The 25,688-nt window shown below is 58.7% G+C and carries 24 protein-coding genes; 21 read left to right on the plus strand and 3 right to left on the minus strand.

Translation table 11 applies throughout. The annotated features are described in order from the left end of the window. The 14 genes from RSQ48_RS00285 (at position 1) to RSQ48_RS00350 (ending at position 14,815) form a co-directional block, all read left to right on the plus strand. A complete protein-coding gene (locus tag RSQ48_RS00285) occupies positions 1-1,125 on the plus strand; it encodes a cupin domain-containing protein (protein ID WP_003800681.1) in 1,125 nt (374 codons plus the stop codon). 95 nt (positions 1,126-1,220) lie between these two features. Next, positions 1,221-2,144, plus strand: coding sequence for a fumarylacetoacetate hydrolase family protein (locus RSQ48_RS00290; RefSeq protein ID WP_003800679.1), 924 nt, complete (start codon positions 1,221-1,223; stop codon positions 2,142-2,144). Positions 2,145-2,159: 15 nt separating this feature from the next. After that, positions 2,160-3,188, plus strand: a complete 1,029-nt coding sequence (locus RSQ48_RS00295; protein WP_003800676.1) for a carbon-nitrogen hydrolase family protein — start codon at positions 2,160-2,162, stop codon at positions 3,186-3,188. Positions 3,189-3,432: 244 nt separating this feature from the next. Then, on the plus strand, positions 3,433-4,221 hold the full coding sequence (locus RSQ48_RS00300; RefSeq protein WP_003800674.1) for a cyclase family protein: 789 nt from the start codon (positions 3,433-3,435) through the stop codon (positions 4,219-4,221). A gap of 319 nt (positions 4,222-4,540) precedes the next feature. Further along, a complete protein-coding gene (locus RSQ48_RS00305; RefSeq protein ID WP_059318411.1) occupies positions 4,541-5,509 on the plus strand; it encodes a PDR/VanB family oxidoreductase in 969 nt (322 codons plus the stop codon). A 24-nt stretch (positions 5,510-5,533) separates the two neighbouring features. Then, positions 5,534-6,868, plus strand: a complete 1,335-nt coding sequence (locus RSQ48_RS00310) for an aromatic ring-hydroxylating dioxygenase subunit alpha (protein WP_003800670.1) — start codon at positions 5,534-5,536, stop codon at positions 6,866-6,868. A gap of 2 nt (positions 6,869-6,870) precedes the next feature. Further along, complete coding sequence (locus RSQ48_RS00315) at positions 6,871-7,353, plus strand: aromatic-ring-hydroxylating dioxygenase subunit beta (protein ID WP_003800667.1); 483 nt, start codon at positions 6,871-6,873, stop codon at positions 7,351-7,353. 19 nt (positions 7,354-7,372) lie between these two features. Beyond that, on the plus strand, positions 7,373-9,004 hold the full coding sequence (locus tag RSQ48_RS00320; RefSeq protein WP_059318409.1) for an AMP-binding protein: 1,632 nt from the start codon (positions 7,373-7,375) through the stop codon (positions 9,002-9,004). A 4-nt stretch (positions 9,005-9,008) separates the two neighbouring features. Next, complete coding sequence (locus RSQ48_RS00325) at positions 9,009-10,190, plus strand: thiolase family protein (RefSeq protein ID WP_003800664.1); 1,182 nt, start codon at positions 9,009-9,011, stop codon at positions 10,188-10,190. Then, the gene (locus RSQ48_RS00330) at positions 10,190-10,591 is read left to right on the plus strand and encodes a Zn-ribbon domain-containing OB-fold protein (RefSeq protein WP_003800661.1); all 402 of its coding nucleotides are present in this window, start codon (positions 10,190-10,192) and stop codon (positions 10,589-10,591) included. Before RSQ48_RS00325 ends, RSQ48_RS00330 begins: the two co-directional genes overlap by 1 nt. Positions 10,592-10,611: 20 nt before the next feature. Beyond that, positions 10,612-11,343, plus strand: a complete 732-nt coding sequence (locus tag RSQ48_RS00335; protein ID WP_003800659.1) for an SDR family NAD(P)-dependent oxidoreductase — start codon at positions 10,612-10,614, stop codon at positions 11,341-11,343. Positions 11,344-11,879: 536 nt separating this feature from the next. After that, a complete protein-coding gene (locus RSQ48_RS00340; RefSeq protein ID WP_003800657.1) occupies positions 11,880-12,383 on the plus strand; it encodes a TRAP transporter small permease in 504 nt (167 codons plus the stop codon). A 15-nt stretch (positions 12,384-12,398) separates the two neighbouring features. Next, positions 12,399-13,688, plus strand: a complete 1,290-nt coding sequence (locus RSQ48_RS00345) for a TRAP transporter large permease (RefSeq protein ID WP_003800654.1) — start codon at positions 12,399-12,401, stop codon at positions 13,686-13,688. An 89-nt stretch (positions 13,689-13,777) separates the two neighbouring features. Then, complete coding sequence (locus RSQ48_RS00350) at positions 13,778-14,815, plus strand: TRAP transporter substrate-binding protein (RefSeq protein WP_415302025.1); 1,038 nt, start codon at positions 13,778-13,780, stop codon at positions 14,813-14,815. Positions 14,816-14,951: 136 nt separating this feature from the next. On the opposite strand, the gene RSQ48_RS00355 is transcribed toward RSQ48_RS00350, so the two are convergent. After that, a complete protein-coding gene (locus RSQ48_RS00355; protein WP_415302026.1) occupies positions 14,952-16,337 on the minus strand; it encodes a DUF6056 family protein in 1,386 nt (461 codons plus the stop codon). Positions 16,338-16,666: 329 nt separating this feature from the next. Between RSQ48_RS00355 and RSQ48_RS00360 the strand changes: the two genes are divergently transcribed. The 5 genes from RSQ48_RS00360 to RSQ48_RS00380 are packed head-to-tail and all read left to right on the plus strand — an operon-like array spanning position 16,667 to position 21,891. Next, positions 16,667-17,554 (plus strand): transporter, encoded by an 888-nt coding sequence (locus tag RSQ48_RS00360; RefSeq protein WP_003800647.1) that lies wholly within the window; start codon positions 16,667-16,669, stop codon positions 17,552-17,554. A 22-nt stretch (positions 17,555-17,576) separates the two neighbouring features. After that, complete coding sequence (locus RSQ48_RS00365; RefSeq protein ID WP_003800645.1) at positions 17,577-18,359, plus strand: SDR family oxidoreductase; 783 nt, start codon at positions 17,577-17,579, stop codon at positions 18,357-18,359. A 56-nt stretch (positions 18,360-18,415) separates the two neighbouring features. Then, positions 18,416-19,660, plus strand: a complete 1,245-nt coding sequence (locus RSQ48_RS00370) for a styrene monooxygenase/indole monooxygenase family protein (protein WP_003800644.1) — start codon at positions 18,416-18,418, stop codon at positions 19,658-19,660. Between the two features lie 25 nt (positions 19,661-19,685). Beyond that, entirely contained in the window at positions 19,686-20,297 is a 612-nt protein-coding gene (locus RSQ48_RS00375; protein ID WP_003800641.1) for a flavin reductase family protein, read from the plus strand. Between the two features lies 1 nt (position 20,298). Next, on the plus strand, positions 20,299-21,891 hold the full coding sequence (locus RSQ48_RS00380; protein ID WP_059318405.1) for a phytoene desaturase family protein: 1,593 nt from the start codon (positions 20,299-20,301) through the stop codon (positions 21,889-21,891). Positions 21,892-21,900: 9 nt separating this feature from the next. Here the strand turns inward: RSQ48_RS00380 and RSQ48_RS00385 are convergent, their stop codons facing one another. Then, entirely contained in the window at positions 21,901-22,878 is a 978-nt protein-coding gene (locus RSQ48_RS00385) for an AraC family transcriptional regulator (protein WP_003800638.1), read from the minus strand. A gap of 161 nt (positions 22,879-23,039) precedes the next feature. On the opposite strand from RSQ48_RS00385, the gene RSQ48_RS00390 reads away from it, so the two are divergent. Further along, positions 23,040-23,657: a flavin reductase family protein gene (locus RSQ48_RS00390; protein WP_003800637.1), complete on the plus strand. Its 618-nt coding sequence runs from the start codon at positions 23,040-23,042 to the stop codon at positions 23,655-23,657. Between the two features lie 332 nt (positions 23,658-23,989). Here RSQ48_RS00390 and RSQ48_RS00395 read toward each other — a convergent pair whose 3' ends face one another. After that, positions 23,990-24,769, minus strand: a complete 780-nt coding sequence (locus RSQ48_RS00395) for an ABC transporter ATP-binding protein (protein WP_003800636.1) — start codon at positions 24,767-24,769, stop codon at positions 23,990-23,992. 261 nt (positions 24,770-25,030) lie between these two features. Between RSQ48_RS00395 and panD the strand changes: the two genes are divergently transcribed. Continuing rightward, positions 25,031-25,594 (plus strand): aspartate 1-decarboxylase, encoded by a 564-nt coding sequence (gene panD, locus RSQ48_RS00400; RefSeq protein WP_003800635.1) that lies wholly within the window; start codon positions 25,031-25,033, stop codon positions 25,592-25,594. Positions 25,595-25,688 lie beyond the last annotated feature (94 nt).

The following is a 25,688-nucleotide window of genomic DNA, read 5'->3' on the forward strand; positions in this document are numbered from 1 at the left end:
ATGTCGGAAGAACGTTTTGACACCCATCGCGAAAGCGTGATCGGTCGTGCTGATGTTGAGGACACGCCCGAACTGGTGAAGTACTACCAGGATTTGACTCAATTTGAGGCCGGTGCCTTGTGGACCGTGGCCAACAAGATTGAGCCCTGGGAGCCCAAGTCCGAGTCCGTGCCGGTGGTGTGGCGCTACCGCGACCTGCGCGACTATGTGTTGCGCTCGGTGGATCTGGTCAGCCCTGAAAAAGCCGGTCGTCGCGTGATTTACCTGAACAACCCCGGTCGCCAGGAAGTGTCGGCGGCGGTGGGTTGGCTGTACTCCGGTTTGCAGGTCATGAAACCGGGTGAAGCGGCTTCCGCACATGCTCACTCCTCCTCGGCCCTGCGTTTTATTATGGAAGGCCGTGGCGCCTACACCATCGTGGACGGGCACAAGATGACGCTGGGTGCCAACGACTTTGTGTTGACCCCCAACGGCTGCTGGCACGAGCACGGCGTGGAAGCCGACGGCCTGCCTTGCATCTGGCAGGACGGTCTGGACATTCCCCTGGTCAATGCGTTGGAAGCCGGTTTTTACGCCGTTCACCCGGATCTGGCCCAGGCCATTACGCATCCCGTCAACGACGCGGTGGGAATCTGGGGTGGCCGTGGTTTGAAGCCCACTTTGCACGACTGGCAAAAACCCTACTCGCCGCTGCTCAAGTACGAGTGGGAGCCGACGTACGAAGCCTTGTCAGCCTACGCCAAGGTAACGGACGGCAGCCCCTTTGATGGCGTCATCATGGACTACATCAACCCGCTGACCGGCGGCCCTGTCATGTCCACCATCGGCGCCAGCATGCAGATGCTGCGCCCCGGTGAGCACACCAAGGCCCACCGTCACACGGGCAGCATCATTTATCAGTGTGCCAAGGGTGAAGGGTATTCCATCATCAATGGCAAACGCTTTGACTGGCGCGAACGCGACATTTTCTGCGTCCCTTCCTGGATGTTCCATGAGCACGTGAATGGTTCCTCGTCGCAAGACGCCTGCCTGTTCTCGTTCCACGACCTGCCTGTGATGCGTGCCCTGAATCTGTACCGCGAAGAAGCGTTGGCAGAGAACGGCGGCCACCAGGTGCTGCTGTAAGACTACTTGTTTAACTTATTTGGACGGCCTGCCAAGGCGGGCCGACCCGATTTATTCAAGCCATCTGCGCAAGATGGCCCAATCTGGAGATAGAAATGCGTCTTGTAACGTACCGTAGTGAAGTTGCTGCCGCTGGCCGCTTGGGCGCCATTGTGGGCGATCTGGTGGTTGACCTGGGTTACCTGGGCGACGCCACAGGCCACATGCTGCCTGACAATATGCTCGATTTCATCGACCTGGGCCCAGCCGCTGTGACTTCCACGGCTCGCTTGCTGGAAACCTACGCCGACGATATGCCTTTTGGCGTGGCACTGCCCTTGGCCAACGTCAAACTGTTGGCTCCTATCCCCCGTCCACGCAAGAACATCTTTGGTATCGGCCTGAACTACGTGGAACACGTAGCCGAATCCAGCCGTACCCTGGACACCTCCAAAGAGCTGCCTAAGCAGCCCGTGATTTTCTCCAAGCCGCCTACCACCGTGATTGGCCCCGGCGATGCCATCGAGCACAACAAGAACATCACGCAGCAAATGGACTGGGAAGTGGAACTGGCCGTGATCATGGGCACCCGTGCCCAGCGCGTGGCCAAGGAAGACGCCCTGAAGTACGTGTTCGGCTACTCCGTCATGATCGACGTGAGCGCTCGCGACTGCCGTCGTGCCGGTCAGTGGATCTACTCCAAAGGCCAGGACACCTACGCGCCATTCGGTCCTGTGATCGTGACGGCCGATGAGCTGACCGATCCTCACAACCTGAACCTGAGCCTGACTCTGAACGGTGTGACCAAGCAAAGCTCCAACACCAAGCACATGCTGTTCAACGTGAATGACCTGATCGCTGACATCAGCGCCGGCATCACGCTGGAACCCGGTGACATCATCGCCACCGGTACACCAGAAGGCGTGGGCGCTGGCCGTGATCCTCAAGAGTGGATGTGGCCTGGCGACGTGGTGCATGCTGTGGTGGAAGGCATCGGCGAATTGCGTCACCCCATCGTGGACGTGACCCCCCAAAACTAAGTAAAGGAGAGCATGATGCTGGAATTGCGTCAGTTCAAGGCCGCCGCCGTTCAGGCAGCGCCTGTGTTCCTGGACACGAATGCGACCATCGAAAAAGTATGTCGTCTGATCAATGAAGCAGCCGACAACGGTGCCGAGCTGATCGCCTTCCCCGAGGTGTTCGTCTCCGGTTACCCCTACTGGAGCTGGGTGATGAACCCGATCGAGGGCAGCCCATGGTTCGAGCGCCTGTGCAAATCGGCCATCGAAGTCCCAGGTCCCGAGATCCAGAAGGTTGCGCAGGTTTGTCGTCAGCGCAAGGTCAATGTGGTGTTGGGTGTGAACGAGCGCAGTCCCGTTGGCATCGGCACTCTCTACAACACGCTGGTCACCATCGGCGCTGACGGTCGCATTTTGGGCCGTCACCGCAAACTGGTGCCCACCTGGGCAGAAAAACTGACCTGGGCTAACGGCGACGCCTCCTCGATGCGTGTGCATGACACCACCATCGGCCCTCTGGGCGCCTTGGCGTGCGGCGAAAACACCAACACGCTGGCTCGTTTCAGCCTGTTGTCGCAAGGCGAGCTGGTCCACGTTGCCAGCTACATCGCCTTGCCCGTGGCACCGAAGGACTACGACATGGCTGAAGCCATTCGCCTGCGTGCTGCTGCACACTGCTTTGAAGGCAAGGTGTTTACGGTGGTGGCCTGCTCGACGGTTTCCGAGGAAATTGTCGAGGCCATGTCCGCCACTCATCCCGAAGCGCGTGATCTGCTGGCTCGTCCCAACAGTGCGTTCTCGGGCATTATTGGCCCCGATGGCCGCGTGCAGGGCGAAGCCCTGATCGACAAGGAAGGCATTGCCTACGCCGACATCGATCTGTCGCGCTGCATCCAGCCGCGTCAAATGCACGACATTACGGGTCATTACAACCGTTTTGACGTGTTTGACCTGCGTGTGAACCGCAAGGCTTTGACGCCTGCCCGCTTTTACGAAGGCGATGCCGCGTCCCAGCCCGACCTGAACCCTGCCGAGTTCTCCGTTCTGGACGACAAGGAAGCGTAAGCAGGTTCAAGACGGTCCCCTTCCTGTGTTGGATCGGGACCGTTTTTTGACGGGGCGCTTTGCTCAAGCACCCGGTCAAAAACCGCTGTGGCCTGGCCGCAGTGGTCAAAGATGCACACTGCCCGTTTTTGAAAAAGGGGCAGCGCCAGCCTGGAGGAGTGGGCTGTTTTAACGGCTGCTTCCCTTCCTGCATGGGCAGGACAGGCACTTATAACGATGACATAAGATCCCCGTAGGAGATGAAATGAGCGACAAGAACCCATTGGCAGCCTTTATCCAGGCAATCGACAGCAAACAGGTCCGTTTCGTGGATCTGACCCAGACCCTGTCTCCCAGCTTCCCCGCCTTGCAGCTGCCCCCCCAGTTTGGTCAGACTGCTGGTTTCTCGATTGAGCGCATTAGCCAATACGACGAGAATGGCCCAGGCTGGTACTGGAACAACTTCACCTGTGGCGAACACACCGGTACCCACTTTGACGCGCCCGCTCACTGGATCTCCGGCAAGGATCATCCGGACAACACCGTCGACACCATTCCTGTCGACAACTTTCTGCGTCCCGCCGTTGTGGTGGACGCCTCGGCCGAAGTGGCCCAGAACGAAGACTTCATCCTGACCTCCGAGTTCTTGCAGAACTGGGAAGCCCAGCATGGCCGCATCCCTGAAGGTGCCTGGGTGCTGTTTCGCACCGATTGGTCCAAGCGTGTCAACGATGCCGCCGCGTTTCTGAACATGCGTGAAGACGGCGCTCATACGCCTGGCCCAGCTCAGGAAGCGGTGGAGTGGATGATTCACGAGCGCAAGGTGCACGGCTTTGGCGTTGAAACCATCAATACCGATGCGGGCCAATCCTACGCCTGGCCAGTGGCTTACCCTTGCCACACCCTGATGCACGGCGCCAACCGTTACGGTTTGCAGTGCCTGTGCAACCTGGATCAGTTGCCCCCTCAGGGCGCACTGATCATGTCGGCCCCTCTGAAGATTGAAGGCGGCTCCGGCAGCCCGCTGCGCGTGGTCGCACTGGTAGCTCAGTAAACGCAAAACGGGGAGAAAATGGCAGAATTGTGTACGACACGGTTCTGCTGTTTTCTCACCTAGTGGTTTTCCATTATATTCGGCAGTATATATTTATCCGTAAACTATTCATCAATAAAACAAATTCACGAAAGAATGAATAGAGATCCAGCCGTACAGCCAGTGTCGGTGTCAGGCAGCCGGTTTTAGCGGAGACAGTAGACGAGCCTTACGCAGCCTTTTTGGGCCGTCCCCTTGCCCCCTGCGGCGCTACATGATGCCATGGCTTGGCTGTGTTGGCTGGGTAATTGATGTAGTCATGCTCAATGGTAGGCACACGATGGATACTTTTGAACTCGTCATCCGGGATATCCAGAACGCATCCCCGCTGATTCGCAGTTTTACGCTAGAGCCTGCCCAGGCCGGTTCCCTGCCCGCATTTGCGCCGGGTTCGCACCTGCAGGTACAGATTCCTGATCTGAACGATCACCGCTGCTATTCCCTGATTTCCCTGGACGCTGACATGGCGCAGGGACCCCGCTGCTACCGTCTGGGCGTACGTCTGGAGGACAACAGCTCGGGTGGTTCACGGTACATGCACAGCCTGAAAGTGGGCGATACCTTGCGTGTGGCTGGCCCCAAGAATGATTTCCCTTTGCATGAGGGCGTCGAGGGTGAAACCGAGACCGTGTTGATTGCCGGTGGCATCGGCATCACCCCGATTGCCAGCATGGCCGCGGCCCTGCATCACCAGGGTCGCCCCTATCAGCTGCACTATGCAGGGCGCAGCGTGGAACAGTTGGCTTTCCTGGATGAGCTGAGCGCCTTGTCCGGCCCGGCTCTGCGTCATTACGCGGACGACAGCGAAGGCCGGTTCTGCCTCAATACCCTGCTCGATGGTTTGTCCAAAGATCAGCATATCTACGTTTGCGGTCCCAAAGGCATGATTGATGCCGTGATCGAAGCCTGCAAGCAGCGTGGCTGGCCCAGTGAGCATGTGCATTTTGAGCTGTTCGCGACCGCGGCTGCGCAGGAAGGGGACCAGCCTTTCGAGGTGGAACTGCGCCAGACCGGCGTCACGTTGCAGATCCCCGCCGACAAGACCATTGTTGATGTCATGGAAGAGCAGGGCCTGGACCCCATGATCGATTGCAAGCGCGGCGAATGCGGCGTCTGTACCTGTGATGTGATCGAAGGCGAGGTTGACCACCGCGACTATTTCCTGAGCGATTCGGAAAAAGCCAGCAACAAGGTTATCCAGATCTGTATTTCTCGTGCCAAGACCCCGCGTCTGGTGCTGGATCTATAAAGCCCAACGGCGACGGAGAACATGATGGAAAAGTATCGTGATAATCCCCAGGCCATCCGCGAATTGGTACGCGAGGCCGAGGTCCACAAGGATTTGTACATCAGCCAGGAGCTGTTTGAGCTGGAGATGGAACAGTTGTTCGCCAATACCTGGGTCTACGTTGGCCATGCCAGCCAGGTGCCCAATAAAGGTGACTTCTACACCACGACGGTCGGTACCGAGTCCGTCATTATGGTGCGCCATACAGACGACAGCATCCGTGTGCTGTACAACCGCTGCCCGCATAAAGGCGTGCAAGTGGCCGGTGAAACCTGTGGCAACACGGGCAAATTCTTCCGTTGCCCTTACCATGCCTGGACCTTCAAGACCGATGGCTCCCTGCTGTCCATCCCTTTGAAGAAAGGTTACGAAAATACCGGCTTTGAATGCACCGAAGCCAGCCAGGGCATGGCGGCGGTCAAGAATGTGCGGGTGTACCGCGATTTTGTGTTCTGCCGTCTGGCCGATGAAGGCATTGGCTTTGAAGAGTTCTTTGGCCAGTCCCTGAGCACCATCGACAATATGGTCGATCGCTCCCCCGAAGGCCGCCTGGAAGTGGCCGGTGGCGTGATGCGCTACATGCACCAGTGCAACTGGAAAATGCTGGTCGATAACCAGACCGATACCTGTCACCCCATGGTGGCGCACGAGTCCTCGGCGGGCACCGCCGTAAAAGCCTGGGAAGCGGCCCCTCCAGGTACGCCCAAGCCCATGGCGGTTGAGCTGTTTGCCCCGTTCATGTCGCCGTACGAGTTCTATGAAGGCATGGGTATTCGCGTGTGGGAAAACGGTCACGGCCATACCGGCGTGAGCAACTCCATCCACGCGGATTACTCCGAAATCCCCGGTTACTGGGACCAGATGGTCGAAGCCTACGGTGAAGAGCGTGCCAAAGCCATTTTGGGTGACACGCGTCACAACACCTGTTACTTCCCCAACATCATGGTCAAGGGCCCGATCCAGACCCTGCGTTTGTTCAAGCCCATTGCCGCGGATAAAACCCTGGTGGAGTCCTGGACTTTCCGCCTGGTGGGCGCGCCGGACACACTCCTGGAACGGACCTTGATGTACAACCGCCTGATCAACGCGCCTACTTCGATGGTCGGCCACGACGATCTGGAAATGTATGAACGCGCGCAGCAGGGCTTGCAGTCGCGGGGACGCGACTGGATGAACCTGGCGCGTCTGGTGGAAAAAGACGAAGACCAGCAAAAGAACGTGGTGATCAACGGCACCAGCGAAATGCAGATGCGCGCCCAGTTCCGTGCCTGGCTCAAGTTCATGCTGCCCGAGCAGCAGGCTAAACAAGAAGAGGAATAACCATGAGCGAAATCAGCCGTCAGGCCCTTATCGATTTTGTGTATGCGGAAGCCCGCCTGCTCGATGAACAGCATTATGAGCAATGGCTCGATCTGTTTACCGAAGATGGTTACTACTGGATGCCGTTGGCACACGATCAGCAAGACGCCCGATTGCATGCCTCCCTGATGCACGAGGACAAGCTTTTGCTGCGTATTCGTGTTGAGCGTCTGGCTGGCCGTCGCACTTTTTCCCAGCAGCCCAAAAGCCGCAGTCATCACCTGCTCCAGCTACCCACGGTGGAAAGCATGGACGAGGAAAAAGGCGAATACACGGTACGTTGCGCCTTCCATTACACGGAAACGCGCGGCGACAAGCAGGATATCTATGTAGGTTGGAGTACCTACACCCTGGTGCGCCAGGACGACGCGTTGAAAATCCGGCTCAAACGGGTGGATCTGCTCAATTGCGACGCGCCCTTTGGCAATATCCAGTTGTTTATGTGACAGGACAGGAGAATTTTTGATGGCCAACACCACGGTCTACCAGGCTTTTCGAGACACCGCCCAGAAATGGGGCGACAAGCCCTTTGTATGTACCCTGCCTGAGACCGCCCAGATCTACGGTATTGAAGCGGGTGAGCTGACCTACGGTCAGGCGCTGGAACGCATTGACGCCCTGCGCGGGGCTTACGCCGCCGCGGGCTATGGCCACGGCCATCGCGTCGGCATTTTGCTGGAGAATCGCCCCGTATTTTTCCTGCACTGGTTTGCCTTGAACAGCCTGGGCGTGTCGATTGTGCCGATCAATCCGGACCTGCGCGCTGCCGAGCTGGAGTACCTGATTGGCCATTCCGAAATGATCATGGCCATTGCACTGCCCAGCCGTCACCAGGATCTTGTGGAAGCGGCCCAGCGTGCAGGCCAGCCCTTTGCCATCATGGCCGACGGCGATGTGCCGCCCATGGTGGAGCGTGCCGCCGCCCGCTCCTGTGACATTCCCGATGAGCACAGCGAATGTGCCCTGTTGTACACCTCTGGTACGACAGGTCGCCCCAAGGGCTGCATGCTGTCGAACCAGTACTTTCATTATGCCGGTGAGTGGTACCGCGATATTGGTGGTCTGGCCTCGCTGGAGCATGGCAAGGAGCGCATGCTGACCCCGTTGCCCCTGTTTCACATGAACGCCATGGCCTGCTCGACCATGGCCATGGTCAAGACCGGCGGCTGCCTGATCTCCCTGGATCGTTTCCATCCACGCAGCTGGTGGGATTCGGTGCGCGAGTCGGGTGCTACCGTAGTGCATTACCTGGGGGTAATGCCCGCCATTCTGATGAAGGCCGAACCCAGCGAAAAAGACCGTCAACACCACGTGCGCTTTGGTTTTGGCGCCGGTGTGGACCGTGGTCTGCATCCTATTTTTGAAGAACGCTTCGGTTTCCCCTTGCTGGAAGCCTGGGCCATGACGGAAACCGGCGCCGGTGCCAGCATCATCGCCAATCACGAGCCACGCTTTATCGGCACCTCCTGCTTTGGCAAGGAAATGCCGGTGGTGGAAGTGCTGTTGCGCAAGGACGATGGCGAACCGGCCCAAGCCGGTGAAAACGGCGAGCTGCTGGTGCGCTCGGCTGGGGACAACCCACGTTACGGATTTTTCTCCGGCTACTGGAAAGACCCGGCAGCCACCGACGAGGCCTGGGAAGGCGGCTGGTTTCACACCGGCGATATTGTGTGCCGTGACGAGCAAGGCTACCTGCATTTTGTGGACCGCAAAAAGAACGTGATCCGCCGAAGTGGCGAGAACATCGCTGCCGTGGAAGTGGAAAACATCATGCAACAGCATCCGCTGGTGCGCTCCATTGCGGTGGCTGCCGTGCCTGATGCCATTCGTGGCGACGAAGTGATGGCGCTGGTGGTGCCCCACCAACCGATTGAAACCCAGGAGCAGCGTGAACAGGCCGCCCAGGAAATGGTGCGCTGGGGTCTGACCCAACTGGCCTACTTCAAGGTGCCCGGTTACGTCCTGTTTGTGGATGCCCTGCCGCTGACCTCGACCAACAAGATCCAGCGCGGTGAATTGAAAACCGTGGCGCTGGCAGCTTTGGACAACCCGGCCTGCGTGAACACGAATCACCTGAAAAAACGTCAGGAGGCCTGAGCCCATGGCCTTGCCGCAAGCAGCCCGCCAGGGCTATGACGATGTAGTGCTGGTCGCTCCGGTGACCATCCCCTACGAGCGCCATTCCGAGCAAACCGCCCATTGGTGGCTGGGTGCGGCATTGGGCCAGTTGCTGGCCCAATCCGGCCTGCAGAAAGCCGATGTGGACGGCGTGTGCGTGTCCAGCTTCACGCTGGGCAGCGACACCGCCGTGGGCGTGATGCAGCATTTTCAAATGAGCCCACGGTGGCTGGACCATATTCCGATGGGCGGTGCCAGCGGCGTGGTTGCCATGCGTCGTGCGGCGCGTGCCGTGCAATGTGGCGATGCGTCGATCGTGGCGTGCATTGCGGGCGATACCAATCACCGGGAATCGTTTAAGAACACGGTGGCAGGCTTCTCACGTTTCTCGCAGGATGCCGTCTATCCTTACGGTGCCGGTGGCCCCAATGCCAGCTTTGCGCTGCTGACGGACTACTACATGCGTCACTACGGTGCCACGCGTGAAGATTTCGGCAAGCTGTGTGTGGCCCAGCGTGACAATGCGCTGCGCAACCCGCACGCCCTGATGAAAAAGCCGTTGACGCTGGAGCAGTACATGGAGGCGCGCGTCATTGCCGACCCCATTCATCTGTTCGATTGCGTGATGCCTTGCGCGGGTGCCGAAGGCTATCTGGTGATGCGTCGGGAACAGGCTGAAGCACTGGGTCTGTCTTACGTTCGTATCCGCTCCACCATCGAACGTCACAACGCCTTTCCTCAAGACCCTGTTCAGTACCGCGGTGGCTGGGCCATGGACAAGGATGCCTTCTACGAACACGCGGGCCTTAGCCCGGCTGACGTGGACTTTATGGAAACCTACGATGACTACCCCGTCATCAACGTCCTGCAGTTTGAGGACCTGGGTTTTTGCGCCAAGGGCGAAGGTCCGGCATTCATCCGCAAGAACACCTTTACCGTGGATGGCAGCTTCCCCTTTAACACCAGCGGCGGCCAGTTGTCGGTAGGCCAGGCAGGCGCAGCCGGTGGTTATCTGGGGCTGGTTCAGGCCTTGCGCCAATTGACGGGTACCGCGGGTGATATGCAAGTGGCCAATGCCCGCATCGGTCTGGTGTCCGGCTTTGGCATGATCAATTATGACCGTGGCATCTGTACTGCCGCGGCCTTGCTGGAACGGGGGCAGTGATGAGCGATACCCAAATCTTGCCACCGGGCGCACGCAGCGCCACGGCAGTTGGCCTTACCGACGCCGCACGGCGTGGTGAGTTTGCCCTGCAAGTGTGCCCGTCCTGCGGCACGGTGCAGTATCCCGCCCGCGATGTGTGCGGCCATTGTTTGCACACCACGCTGAACTGGCAGGCCGTGCCCGATACGGGCGTGCTGCAGGCCACCACCACCTTGCATCACAGCAACGAGCCCTACTTTCAGGCACGACTGCCCTGGCGTATCGGTACCGTTGCGCTGGATTGCGGCCCGTTCGCCATCGCCCACTTGCCTGAAGGTGGGCAGGCGGACGAGAAAGTGCGCCTGAGTCTGGAACTGGATGCGGGTGGCGTAGCCGTGCTGGTAGCGCGCCCTGCACCCTGAATTTGCCTGGAGACAACAAGATGACACAAGCTCAATACACCGCCATTGTGACGGGCGGCAGCACCGGTATTGGTGAAGACATTTGTCGCAAGATGCTCGATCAGGGTTACACCGTGATCAGCATGGCGCGCAATGTGTTGCCCTGGACGCACGAACGTCTGCACTGCGTGCAGGTGGATCTGCTGGATGCAGCAGCAACCGAGAAGGCGGCAAAAGACATTGCCGAGCGCTTTGATGTGACCCACTTCATTCATAACGCCGGCGTGATCTGGCCGGCCTTGCTCGATGAGGTCAAACTGGAAGATTTGCAGGGTCTGACCCAGATCCACCTGGGCGCTGCCTTGCAGATTACCCAGGCGGTGGTGCCCGGTATGCGCGAGCGCCACTTTGGCCGGATCGTGCTGATGTCCTCGCGCGGCGCGCTGGGTCTGCAAACCCGGACTGCCTATGCAGCGACCAAGGCCGGCATGTTGGGCATGGCTCGCACCTGGGCGCTGGAACTGGCTGACCAGGGCATTACGGTCAACGTGATTGCCCCCGGCCCGATCACCACCAATATGTTTTACGACGTGGTGGAAGCCGGAAGCGAGCGCGAAGCCAAGCTGGCCGCCTCCATTCCGGTCAAACGCCTGGGCCGCGCGGACGATATCAGCCGCGCCACGATGTTCTTTTCAGACCCTGAGAACAGCTTCATCACCGGTCAGACTCTGTATGTCTGCGGTGGTGCCAGTGTGGGCACGTTGATCATCTGACCTGTTTGCGGCTGGGTTGACGATGATCGCGCCCTACGTGCGCGTGAGGCGCAGCCCATTTGCCGGCTTGCCTCTGAAAACCCCCTTGCCGGCTCAAGGGGGTTTTTATTTGGGTGGATTGGATTGGGGCGCAGACCTAGGGCCGCTTGCCTGTTTTTGGTGCCTGGCTCTGCGGTGACGTTCAGCTGATGGCACATGTGGGACGTCAGCGCGCGGGTCTGCTTTGTTTTCGGCCCGTCTCAAGCCAATGTTGTCGGGTCCGTGCGCTCGCCCGGCGAGGTTTGAAGGCCGTGTGAAGGGCTGGCTTTTGTCCATGCATCGGCTCAGCCGGACGTCTTGGGACACCAATTCTTGCCATGTGAGATGGAAACCACGAATTCATGATTTTGGATGGAATTAAGGGTTTCTTTCTATTTACCTGGATTTGTTCATCTATAAACTATTTAGAACAGAAATATAACAATGTGACCCCGTTTTACGGGGCGCATGATGACCCAAAAAACAGGCCTTGTCGGGCCAAAATAAGTGGAGCTGTAATGAACGACGATCTGCCAGGAATGGAGCTGGTGCGTTCACGTGGAGTAGTACGGGTTGTTGAGACAATTCTGGATACTGCCTGTGTGGTCATCTTGATTCTGATGACAGGGATCACTACCGTGGACGTGATAGGCCGCTACGTGTTTCACGCCCCTTTACTGGGTGCGTATGAGGCCAGCGAACTGTTGCTGGGGGTGCTGATTTTTTCGGCGTTGCCGCGTGTCACCTGGCACCAGCAACACCTGACCGTCAGTTTGATTGATGCGTGGTTGGGTCCGGCGGCTCGTCGTGTCCAGCAGTTTGTGATCAATCTGATCTCTACCTTCATGCTGGCAGTGCTCACTTTCTATTTGTGGAAGCACGCCACCGAATTGAACGAGTACGGGGATATGAGCAACGCCTTGCAAGTGCCTATTGCCCCCTTTGCCTACATCATCGCCATCATGACCGGCATTGCCACTTTGGCTGCCTTGCTCAAGATTTTTAGCTCTCCACGCCGATAAAGACGGAGTTTTTTCATGTTGATTTCTATTATCGGACTGCTTGTTCTGCTCGGTAGCCTGTTTCTGGGTCTGCCCATTGCCTGGGGCATGTTGCTGGTTGGCACATTGGGTTTTGCCTTTTTTACAGGCATGGAAGCGGCCCTGATCATGGCGGCACAAACCAGCTATGACACGGCCATGAGCTATAGCTTTACAGTGTTGCCGCTGTTTATCTTGATGGGCAATCTGGTCAACGCTTCGGGTCTGTCCAAAGACCTGTACAAGGCCGCTCACGCCTTTATCGGTCACCTGCGCGGTGGTCTTGCCATGGCAACCATTGTTGCCTGTGGTGCCTTTAGTGCGCTCTGTGGTTCCAGCATGGCCACTACAGCGGCCATGGGCCGGGTGGCCATGCCCAATATGCGCAAGTACAACTATGACGATCGTCTGGCTACCGGCAGTATCGCTGCGGGCGGCACGCTGGGCATTCTGATTCCGCCCAGCGTGATGATGGTGGTGTACGGGATCTTGACCGAAACCGATATCGGCAAGCTGTTCGCGGCGGGTTTCCTGCCCGGCATGGTGGCCATGCTGATGTACCTGATCACGGTCATGATTATTACCGCGATCAACCCCAGTCTGGGCCGTCCCGGTGAGAAAGCCAGCTGGCGCGAACGCTTTGAGGCAACCAAAGGCGTGATGGCCATTACCGTGCTGTTCATTGTCATCATGGGGGGGATTTACGGCGGTGTGTTCACACCGACCGAGGCCGCCGGCATTGGTGCTGCGGCCACCTTCTTGCTGACCCTCAAGCGTCGTGGCTGGCAGCCCCGCATGTACCTGACGGTGCTGATCGAAGCGGCGCAGACCACCGCCATCATGTTTGCGCTGGTCATTGGTGCGCTGGTCTTTACCAACTTCCTGTCCGTTGCGGGCTTGCCCAATCAGTTGCTCAGCTTCATCGAAGGCATTGATGTCTCGCCCATCATGGTGATCCTGATCATTTGTGCCATCTACCTGGTTCTGGGTTGTTTCCTGGAAACCATGTCCATGGTCATGTTGACGGTGCCTATTTTTTACCCGATCGTCGCCTCTCTGGGCTTTGATCTGGTGTGGTTTGGCGTGATCGTGGTGGTCGCGGCTGAAATCAGCCTGATAACCCCACCCTTGGGTCTGAACATTTTCATGATCAAGAACGTGATGCCCGATGTTCCCCTGGGCACCATCATCCGCGGGGTTGCACCCTTTGTCATGATGGACATTCTGCGTTTGCTCTTGCTGGTGTTTGTTCCCTGGATTGTTCTGGTCATTCCAAACAGTATGTAAAACCCGGCCCGGATGCAGTGGTGATCCGGGCAGCAGTACACCGCCGGGCCGTAACGACCCGGCAGCAAAACAATTTACGAGGAGTCGAGATGCGTGTTTTCAAGAAATTGGCCTTGAGCCTGGGCCTGGCGGCGGCAGCGCTGGCACCGACGATGCCGTCGGTGGCTGCTGAAGTGACCACTTTGCGTTTTTCCCAGTGGATGCCACCTGGCCACTTCATTGTGACCAATATGTTCGAGCCCTGGGCCCAGGAAGTGGAAAAAGCCACCGAAGGCCGTGTGAAGGTCGAGTTCATCAATGCGCTGGGCAAGCCGCAGGCGCACGTGGATCTGGTGCGCAATGGCATTGCCGATCTGGGCATGTCGGTTCATAGCTACACCGCCAACCGCTTTCCCTTGATCGAGTTTGCTGAGCTGCCGTTCACCACTGATGACGGCGGTGTGAACTCGGTCGCCTACTGGCGCACCTATGAAAAATTCATGATGGATGCGAATGAGCACAAAGGCGTGAAATTGCTGGGCATGTGGACCAGTCCGGCCACGGTGATCTTCACCAGCCAGGACAATGTGCAAAGCATTGACGATCTGAAAGGCAAGAAGCTGCGCTCGCCCAGCCCTCTGTTTGATGCCATCGGCAAAGCACTGGGCATCGTGACCGTGAACGCACCGGCTTCTGACAGCTACGAAATGCTGTCGCGTGGCGTGATCGACGGCATGTACTTCCAGTACGACCAGCTGGATAACTGGAAACTGGACAAATTGGTCAAGACCGCTGTGTCGGTCCCAGGTGGTTTCGGTAAATCCAGCCAGTACCTGTTCATGAACGAGCGCAAGTGGAAGAGCTTGTCCGAGGCCGACCGCGCGGCTATTGAGAAGATCAGTGGCGAGTGGATTGCCAATGATTTCGGTTCCAAATGGCAAGCCGCCGAGCAAAAGGCGATTGAAAAGCACACGGCTGCCGGCTTGAAAACGCTGCGTCTGGAAGGTGAGGCGGCCGATCAATTGAAAGAGCGTCTGGCCTTTGTTGAAGAGGACTGGATCAAGGCGGCTGAAAAGAAAGGCGTGGATGGCAAAGCAGCGCTGGCTTATTTCCGTGAGCAGATCAAAGAGCTGAGCGCGGCCAAGTAAAGCAGCCCGCACAGCGCCCTGCCAGGGACCTGACCCCGCTGTCCAAGAGGACGGCGGGTTTTTTTCGCGTGCTGACAGGTCCTTGCTTGTGTGGCGTGCTGGCATCGGTACGGTCATGTCGCCCTGGAGCTGGGCATCAGGGCTTGGGTGGTGCTCCTGAACCCAGGTCGTAATGCTGTCTGACTGCGTATTCAGCGATACTGGCCTCGATACCGTAGTACCTGGCCATGGCCTCGCCATTGAAGTAGGTATCGAATCGATCCCTTGAGCGCAGCGTGGTTCTGAAGTGATATCCAGGCAGGTCGATATGGGTGTGACCCTGTTCGATAGCCCGGGCAATAAGGGCTTGCCGTACATGATTTTGTTGCCAGGTGCCGTAATAACTGCGCAGTATCAGAGCAGTGGACACCAGCCAGAGTACGGCGCACACGCCCAGCGTCAAGGTCAGCGCGCGCTGGATGTTTGCGCGATGGGCGGATCGAGCCAGCAGATCATGTCCGTAGATCGACAGGGCCACCAGCAGATACATGAAAGAACCATTCAAGGCCCGTTTGGGGATATTGGGGGCCAGCATCAAGATGGCGTTGGCCAGCAGCGAGGCGGCGACCAGCAGCCAGATCAGGCGTCTTGCCGGCGCGCTGGTGGTGGGTCCGCTCCAGACACGCCAGACCAGCATGACCAGGATCACTCCCCAGTAGCGCAACATGGCATCAGGAAAGCGGCGGCTGAAGTGCTCCCAGAGGCGCCAGGTCAGAGGCTGGTCGTACCAGGCGGTAAAGAATTCGGCGCGCACCTGATTGCCGGGCGCCAATACCAGCAGGCTGACTCCGATCCCCATGCATACCAGCCAGATCAGGGGCCAGGTTCCGAGGGATCGCGTGCGCCGGTAACGTTGAATACTCAGGCCGGCCAGCAGGCACCAGCTGATGATACCGGTGTTCTCGTTGGAGCAGCCTGCCAATACGGCAAGCGCACACAGGCCCAGACCGATTGCCGGCGATGTCGTCCCTTTTTGCAGACGCCAGACATAGGCCAGAGCAAAACCAAAATTGAACAGATTGGGCCATAAGTAATTGGCTGACCCCACCAGCCAAAAGGTGGTCTGCCCCAGATCCGGGTTCATGAGCCAATACAGCATGAAAACCAGCAGCACGATGGAAGGACGCAGTGTCTGTCCGGCCAGCCTGGCCCCCAGGGCTGACAGGATCAGGATCACGCCTGCGAGGGCGGCGGTGCCCAGGCTGGCCTTTAACCAGGGTGGCGCCAGACTGAGCAGGGCGCTGGAAAGGGTATCCGAGACCAGCCGGCCGCTCCAGTTCAGGTAGTGGCGCGCGATTGCGTCCCAGGCAATGCCTTTGTTGGCATAGCTGAAGTCGTCCGAAATCATGGGCGTGAGTCGGTAGATGGACCAGGTCGCCGTCAGCGCCAGCATCACAAAGAAAATGAAGGTCCAGATAGCAAAACGGGGGCCGAGCAAAGGCAGGCTGAGTCGCGACTCAGCGTAAGGGAGGCTGGAGCTCATTGAAAGGAACAGCGGTACGTGTGAGCAGACCCCGGCCTTGGCATGACACCGTATCCGCGGCCCTGCGTGTTGAAGCCTTGGTAAACAGGAATATCGACCAGGCGGAAAGACAGGAAATTATCGCAGACATTCGTTGAAACGTAGCGTTTAACAGCTTTACCGAATGTCATTCTTTAAATCTAAACCAAATCGGGGTTTTCCCTGCTTTTGCGGCTTCTTGCGCTTATTGGCCAGGCGCTGCGCAAAGTGGATATACCGGCGCAAACGGCACTTCTACCATTAGCTCCATCGTCATATCTAAAAACAAAAGGAGAACGGACGTGGGGGACATGACAAAGAAAATAGCCGCCGTGGCATTGGGAGTGGGTGTTGTGGCTGCAGGCCCGGCCTATGCCATTGAGGGAAACGGTTTGCCGATTTACCCGGACGGTCTGGAAAACTTCATGAGCGGGGCCTTGCCTCCGCCCGGCGTGCATATGCTGATGTATGGCGGTGCCATGCGCTATGACTCGGTGCGCGACAAAAACGGCGACAAGCTGCCTATTCCCGATTTCAAGGTGGATGTGGCCATGGTGGCCCCTCGCCTGGTGTGGGTGACCGATCAGCAAGTCTTGGGTGGGCAACTGGCGTTCCACGCTCTGGCTCCCCTGCTGACCGTCAAGGCGCAAGCGGCTGGTCAGTCCCAGCGCCGCAGCGGTCTGGGCGATGTGGTGTTCGGTCCTGCGCTGGGCTTTCATCCCAGCGAGAAGATGCACTACATCCTGGGCGTGGACTTTGTCGCGCCTACCGGTCGTTACAAGGTGGGCGATAGCGCCAATCTGGGTCGTAACTACTGGGCCATCCAGCCGGCCGCCGCCTTTAGCTACATGCAGCCCAGTGGCATCAACTGGGATGTGAAGTTGATGGTGGACTTCAACATGCGCAACAGCGATACCGAGACCCGCACGGGTAAAGCCATTCATGCGGACTACGCCTTGGGCTGGGGCTTCGGGAACGGTCTGGTGCTGGGTGTGGGTGGTTACGCCTATCAACAGATTGAACGCGACCATGGCCCCATGGCTGGTGATGGCAAGGCCCGTTCCTTTGCCATTGGCCCGAGCCTGCGTTACGCCAACGATAAAGGGCTGCTGATTACGGCCAAGTATCAGCAGGATCTGGGTGTGCGGGGTCGTCCTGAAGGTAAACAGTTTTTTGTAAAAGTAGCGGTTCCGTTCTAAGGGCCCGCGGCAGGAGAGCGACATGAAAGGACTGAAGGATAAGGTAGTCATCGTGACCGGCGGCGCCACGCGTGTGGGCGCCGGCGTGGTCGAGGTGCTGATGGGCTACGGCGCCCGAGTGGCTGTGTTTGACATTGATGCCGCAGGCGGGCAGATCGCCGTTGGCAACGACGTTGCCAAGGCCAGATTCTGGGAAGTGGACATTACCAGCGATGACAGCCTGAATGCCGCCATTGAACAGGTGAAAGCGCACTTTGGTCGTGTGGATGGTCTGGTCAATCTGGCCTGCTCCTATCTGGATGAAGGCATGGCGTCCAGCCGTGCGGACTGGCTCAAGGCGCTGGACATTAATCTGGTCAGCGCGGTGCAGGCGGCCAAGGCGGTGCGCCCCTTGTTGCCGCGAGGGGGCTCCATCGTCAACTTCACCTCCATCTCCTCGTCAATTGCGCAAACCGGACGCTGGCTCTATCCGGTCTCCAAGGCCGCCCTGCTCCAACTGACACGCAGCATGGCCCTGGACTTTGCCCCTGACGGTATTCGCGTCAACTCGGTCTCGCCCGGCTGGATCTGGTCGCGCGTGATGGATGAGCTGACCGGCGGTGACCGCGCCAAAACTGATCGTGTGGCTTCAGCCTTTCACATGCTGGGCCGCGTGGGTGACCCCCAGGAAGTGGGTGAAGTCGTGGCCTTCCTGCTCTCGGATTCGGCCAGTTTCGTCACCGGGGCGGATTACGCCGTGGATGGCGGTTACTCGGCCATGGGCCCTGAGCAAGGGGTACCGGCCATCCCCAAGCTGGCTGAATAAGAAAAACCGGGATGCCGCGTCGATGGCATCCCTCGCTCCCTCAGAAGGAAAAAATCATGCGTAAAGTTGCTATTGTGGGCGCTGGCCAGGCTGGCATGCCCGTTGCATTCGGTCTTTTGGCCAAGGGCTACGACGTAGCCGTTTTCACCAACCGCAGTCCCGACGATATTCGTGGTGGCCGCGTGATGTCCAGCCAGTGCATGTTTGCCGAGGCGCTGGATGTAGAGCGCCGTCTGGGCCTGAACTTCTGGGACGACGAATGTCCACCCGTGCAGGGCATCGGTTTTGCCCTGCCCAACCCTGAACAGCCTGACACCAAGGCCGTCGATTGGAGTGGCCGTCTGGATCGTGAAGCCCAGGCAACTGACCAGCGCGTAAAGATGCCTTACTGGCTGGAAGTGTTCGAGCAGCGCGGCGGCAAGCTGATCATGGAAGATGTGGGCGTGGCTGAACTGGAGCGCATCACCCAGGAATACGATCTGACCATGTTGGCTGCCGGCAAGGGCGAAGTGGTCAAACTGTTCGAGCGTGACGATGAGCGCTCCATGTACGACAAACCCCAGCGCGCTCTGGCCCTGACCTACGTACACGGTCTGGAGCCTACGCCTGAGTACTCGCGTGTGTCGTTTAACTTCATTCCGGGTGTGGGCGAATACTTTGTGTTTCCTTCGCTGACGCTGTCGGGTCCGTGCGACATCATGGTGTTTGAAGGGGTGCCCGGTGGTCCGCTGGATCGGTTCCGCGAGGCCAAGACGCCAGAGGCGCATCTGGAACAAAGCCTGTCATTCTTGCGTGAATTTCTGCCTTGGGAAGCAGATCGTGCCCGTAATGTTGAACTGACCGATGCCCAGGGTTACCTGTCTGGCGCGTTCCCTCCCACCGTACGCAAACCTGTGCTGACCCTGCCGTCGGGCCGCATGGTGCTGGGCTTGGGTGATGCCGTCGTCGTGAACGATCCCATTACTGGCCAAGGCTCCAATAATGCTGCCAAAGCCGCCCAGGTATATCTGGACAGCATCCTGCAACGCGGTGAAGGCGCGTTTGACCGTGACTGGATGCAGGCCACGTTTGAGCGTTACTGGGATTACGCCAATCTGGTGGTGCGCTGGACCAACTCCATGTTGAAGCCGCCAACCGATTCTTCGTTCGCCTTGCTGACTTCGGCCCAGCAATCGCCTGCTCTGGCCCACTTCCTGGCCAACAGTTTTAACCACCCGCCGGTGCTGTTCCCGGCCTGGGAAGATTTGACCGCCGCTCAGGATTTGATTGAGAAAACGCGCAGTCAGTCTGTGGCTGCCTGATAGACCGTATTCAAGGAGACGTACCATGACCCCCACCGCAACGCTGCAAGACTCCTCGTCCCCCACCGCTGCCCAGCGGCAGGCCGTGTCTGCCCAAGCGTTGGCAGCCGCTGACGCCAAACCCACACCGTCCAATCTGAATGTGGTCGATAGCCGTGCGTTTCGCCAGGCACTGGGCCATTTTCCAACGGGGGTGGCCATTGTCACCACACGTTGTCCTGATGGCCGGGCGGTGGGGCTGACGATCAACTCCTTTACATCCTTGTCGCTGGAGCCGCCATTGGTGATGTGGAGTCTGGTGAATCATTCTCCCAATCTGGCGGTGTTTGAGAACTGCAGCCACTTTGCCATCAACGTGATCAGCCAGGAGCAGGTGCCTGTGGCCCTGGGCTTTGCCAATTCCCAGGTCAAGGACAAGTTTGCGCTGGTCTCGCATGTGGATGGCGAGGAAGGCGTGCCCTTGCTGGACGATTGTGTCGCGACCTTTGTATGCGAGAACTACCGTCAGCACGAAGGGGGTGACCATACCTTGTTCATTGGCCGTGTGGTGCGTCACACCACCTTGACCGAGCACGAGCCCGCGGTATTTCACCGGGGTCGTTTCGCCAGCCTGACCACGCCGGACGGAGAGCGTTGAAATGAGTGACGCGCATAGCGCTGATGTCGTTATTGTCGGCAGCGGGATGAACTCCCTGACCTGCGCCGCCCTATTGGCCCAGCGCGGCCTGTCGGTGACCGTCCTGGAGCGCAATGCGGTGGCGGGAGGCTGTATCCGTACCGAGGAGCTGTTTCCCGGCTTTACCCACGATGTTCTGTCGAGCTGGTATCCCCTCTTTATGGGGGGAGCGTCTTATGCCGCGCTGGCCGAACCCCTGGCCAAGGCGGGACTGGAGTTCGTCAAGGGTGAATACAGCACGGGACTGGCCATTCCGGGGGGACCGGCGCTGGCCTTGCGTCAGGATATGGACGATACGGTACGCCGTTTCAATGCCGTGATGCCGGGTGAAGGCGATGCATTGGGAGCCATGGCGGCCCGCATGTTTGGCCCGGATGCCGGCCTGGTGTTTGGCCTGCTCGGGGGTGAGCCTTACCGCTGGCCGATGGCCAAGCTGGCTTTTGGGGCCTGGCGTGAACGCGGGCTGGATGGCTTGATGTCCTTCGGTTCGCAGGCCCTGGAAAGTTTCCGACGCTGGGCCATGCGCGATCTGCGCAGCGATCTGGCCCGCGCCATGATTGCGCCCTGGGTGCTGCACAGTGGCCTGGGCCCGGACGAGGCCAGCTCGGCCCTGATCGGCAAGCTGACCTTCAGTGCCGTGGTCAGCGGCGGCATGCCCGTGGTCAAAGGTGGCAGTGACCAGATTGTGAAAGCGTTTACCCGCATTATTGAACAAGCAGGGGGGGCGGTTCTGACCAACTCGCATGTGGATCGGGTGCTGGTCGAGGGGAACAAGGCGAGCGGCGTGTGTGTCGGCGCCCAGCGCTATCTGGCGCGTCGTGCCGTGGTATGCAATGTCACGCCCGGCCAGCTGTATGGTGATCTGGTGCCGGATGCACCACCCGCTCTGGTGAAGTCTGCCCAGGATTATCACTATGGCCGGGGCGGCATGCAGATTCATTTTGCCTTGAATGCGCCGCCCGACTGGGTGGACCCGGAATTGCGCCATGTTCCCATGGTGCATGTCACCGAAAGCATGGAGCAGGTTTGCTCCTCGGTGGTGACGGCCAGTAATGGCTATCTGCCCGCCAAACCGACGCTGGCCGTCGGTCAGCCGGTGGCCGTGGATGTGAGCCGCGCGCCGGAAGGACACTGGATTTTGTGGGTTCAAATGCAGGAGTTGCCCCGTCATATCAAAGGTGACGAGGCAGGCGAAATTGCCGTGCCCGCTGATGGGCGCTGGAACGAGGCAGTGCGCGAGGCCATGGCCGACCGTGTGCAGGCCCGACTGGAAACGGTCATGCCCGGCTTGGCCGCCAAGATTATCGGGCGTCGCAGCGTCAGCCCGGCGGACCTGGAAGCCTTGAACATGAATCTGGTCGGGGGCGACCCCTACAGCGGTGTGTGCTCGCCCGATCAGTTCTTTTTCATGCGTCCTTTTGCGGGACACAAGAACGCGCGCAGTGGCGCCACCCCCTGGCGCAATCTGCACCATATTGGTGCGTCGGTGCATCCGGGTCCAGGCCTGGGCGGGCAGTCCGGCTATCTGGCGGCCCAGCGCATCCTGAAAGGGTGAGGCGCTGCTTCAGTGCTGACCGCCGCGCACCCGCTGCAAAGTTTCGCTGGGCGTTTCGCCAAAGCGGTTGCGGTATTCGGCACTGAAACGGCCCTGGTGGGCAAAGCCCCAGCGCATGGCCAGATCGGCCAGTGTCAGATGCGGTTCGTTGGAGTGAATCAGTTCGTGGCGCAGACGATCCAGCCGAACCTGGCGCAGATACTGCATGGGGCTGACCCCGTAGTGATCCCGGAAAGCCTGTTGCAACGTGCGCGAACTGACGCCCGCAATGGCGCTGAGCTCGTCCACCGTGACAGGCAGGTGAGCCTGTTCATGCAAATGGCTGGCGACTTTTTTCAGATGGCGCGGCAGGATGCGGGTCGGGTTGACCGGCTGAATCTGGGCAGGCGGGTGCAGGTCCAGCAGGGTCGTCACGGCCAATTGCTCCAGCTGGTTGATAATCAGCGGAGAGCGTCGGATGTCCTCGTAGTTGCGCGCGCAGTCCAGCACATAACGCAGCATGATTTGCCAGGAAGGCTGGGTATGCGCCTGAAGGCGCACCGGAAACAGCAAACCTTGCGGGCCCACATCCAGGCCCATGCCGCGTGCGGCCTGCTCGACCAGATTGCGATCGATCTTGAGCATTAATTGCTCATTATTGGCGTGCCAGATCATATCCACATCCTCGTTGGGGTTGAGGATGGTGGCCGCATAGGGGCTGGAGTCCACGGTCTGATTGCCGCAGCGCACCTTGGCGGTGCCGTACTGAGGCATCTGGATCAGGTAAAAACCGGCCAGATGATCGGGTTGAATGTGGACGTCGGCGCCATAGCCCAGGCGGCTCAAGGCGACCTGACCAAACTGGGCGTGGCGCAGCCGGGTTTGCAGGGTCTGGTCGGCACGTAACTGCTTGAGCTGGTGCGACTTGATCATGTCGCTGACAGATTTGCGCACCTGTTCCAGGTCAGCAGAAGCTACACGTGCCCAGTGATCGGGCTTATTTTCCATGTTTCATGCGCCTAGATGGTTCTGAAAGACAGGAAGGAGACGTAAAACCTTGAGTTTCAACGGTTTGCAGCGGCTTTATTTTAGTTGTAAAGTATATCAGTGGGCCATCGGGATTTCCCGCAGTCCCGTTTAGTTTCTTGTGTTTATTAATCGAGAGAACCGTGCAGAAAGACTTTCACTTTTATGAACCCACCCAAGGCCATGGACTGCGCCACGACCCCATCAGCTCGATTGTGGGTCCTCGTGTCATTGGTTGGATCGGCACTAAAAGCAAGGATGGCGTGCTGAATCTGGCCCCATACAGTTTCTGCAATGTGTTTAACTACCGCCCTCCCGTCATCGCTTTTTCCAGCGTGGGCTACAAGGATAGCGTGCGCAACGCCATTGAAACCGGCGTTTTTACCTGGAACCTGGCCACGCGTGATCTGGCCGAGCCCATGAACATGACCAGCCTGGAACAGGACGTGCGCGAATTTGAAGTTGCTGGCCTGACACCTGCGGACTCCCGCCTGATCGATGCCCCCCGTGTGGGCGAGAGCCCTGCCTCGCTGGAGTGCAAGGTGACGACCCATTTTCAGTTGAAAGACTCGGAAGGCAAGGACCTGAATACCTGGATGGTTCTGGGTGAAGTGGTGGGTGTGCATGTGTCGCCCAACAGCATTGTGGACGGCATTTACCGCACCGCCATCCCCCGCCCGATTCTGCGTGGCGGCGGCCCCGGCGATTATTTTGAGATTACAGACCTGACCTTGTTTGATATGCCACGCCCCAAGTCCTGAGCGGCATGAAGCAACAGGCGTCAGAAGCGCTGCTGGGCCGCTATTGAGCAGGCTTGCAGGCAAGGATGCCCAGGATGACAAACCAACGGCGCCGCAAGGCGCCGTTGGTTTTATGTGGGCTCAGGGGGAGCCGGAGTGTTTAGGCGGTTTGGCCTGTCGAGGCACATCCGGCGGCCCGGCGCTCCGGCTATCAGGTGTTTCGGTAATGTCGCAGTCGGGCAGGCTCAGCGAACTTGCTGCTTCTCACTAGCCCGATGACCTGTCGATCTGAGCGACCTGAAAGAGGCCGTCAAAGACCCGTCAAGCCGCACTGCGCACCGTAGGCGCAGATCTTAGCCCTTGGACGAACCACCCGCCGCCAGGAATTGTGCCAATCGAGGGCTGCGTGGCGACACCAGCACTTCTTCCGGTGGGCCTTCTTCTTCGATCAGGCCCTCGTGCAGGTACACCACTTTGCTGGACACATTGCGGGCAAAGCTCATTTCGTGAGTGACCACCACCATCGTGCGCCCTTCTTCGGCCAGATTCTGCATAACGCGCAATACCTCACCGACCCGCTCCGGGTCCAGTGCCGAGGTAGGCTCGTCAAACAGCATGACTTCGGGCTCCAGGGCCAGGGCTCGGGCAATGGCCACACGTTGTTGCTGGCCGCCGGATAAAAAGGCCGGGTACTGCTTGGCCAGATCGCGCGACAGCCCCACTTTGTCCAGATACTGTTCGGCTTTGGCAATGGCCTGGGCCTTGTCCATGCCCTGTACATGAATGGGCGTGGCCGTAATGTTCTCCAGCACGGTCATGTGAGACCACAGGTTGAAGTGCTGAAAAACCATGGCCAGACTGGTACGCAAGCGTTTGAGTTGTTGCTTGTCGACCGCAACCAGCTCGTCCGTTTTGGGGTCCAGACGGGTTTTCAGCTCCTCGCCCTTGATGACGATACGGCCGGAGTTGGGTGTTTCCAGGAAATTGATGCAACGCAGGAAAGTACTTTTGCCCGAACCGCTGGAACCGATCAGGCTGATGACGTCACCGGGTTCCGCGCTGAGAGAGACTCCCTTGAGGACCTCCAGGGAGCCGTAGCGTTTGTGAATATTCTCGATGAGCAGGTTGGGCATGGAAAGCGGTATCGTATTGAAAATAAAAAAGACCGGTGCGAGGCGGCAGAGGGGATTACAGCACAGACTGGCCGCCAGGAAAATCATTGGACCTGTGGTTTTCCCGTACAAATCTGTGGGTCTAAACGGATTTGCGCGCATTTCTGGGTTTATGATGCAGTCTTTCCCCCAGCCCTGATCGGGCTAAGGGCGCGGTGCAAACCGCGTGTTAGCCAAGCTTAGGTGTCCGTATTCGGGGACCTGTTTCTAGAGAGTGTTGTCATGAAAAAAGTGGTCCGTGCCAAGCTGCATGGTATCAAGGTGACCGGTGCCGACTTGAACTATCACGGCTCGATCACCCTGGATCCGGAAATCTGCGAACAAGCGGGCATTTTACCCATGGAGTTTGTGGAAATCTGGAATAAGGACAGCGGAGCCCGTATTTCTACATATGTGATTTTCGGTGAACCCGGCTCGCGCTGCGTGGTGTTGAACGGCGCGGCAGCCCGCACCTGTCAAAAAGGCGACACCGTCATCATTTGCGCCACTGAATACGTGATGAACTCCGAAGATCTGTATTCCCTGCGCCCTACCGTGCTGACGTTTACGCCTGAAAATGAAGTGGACGAAGTCATGCATTATGAAGTGGCCAAAACGGCCCAGCGTGATTACGACTTCCGTGTGGTACGCGACGAGCGTCCTCGCGGTGCCGAGCGCCCACTGGCCCGGGTCGACGTGGATGCCCTGTCCGCGGATCTGCGTTCGCGTGGCCTGGATGATCGTGCCATTGCCGATATCCTGTCCTGCCATCTGGCTGATTTCGCGCCTGCCGCTGCACAAAACTGATCTGGCAGTGCCGGGCCGTCATGGCCCGGCTGTTCATCAGGACATCCTCACCCTGCGCATTCAGGCGTGGTTGTCGACAAGAATAAAAGAAACG

Source organism: Alcaligenes sp. SJTW-7, from assembly GCF_047716895.1.
Classification (GTDB): domain Bacteria; phylum Pseudomonadota; class Gammaproteobacteria; order Burkholderiales; family Burkholderiaceae_B; genus Alcaligenes; species Alcaligenes ammonioxydans.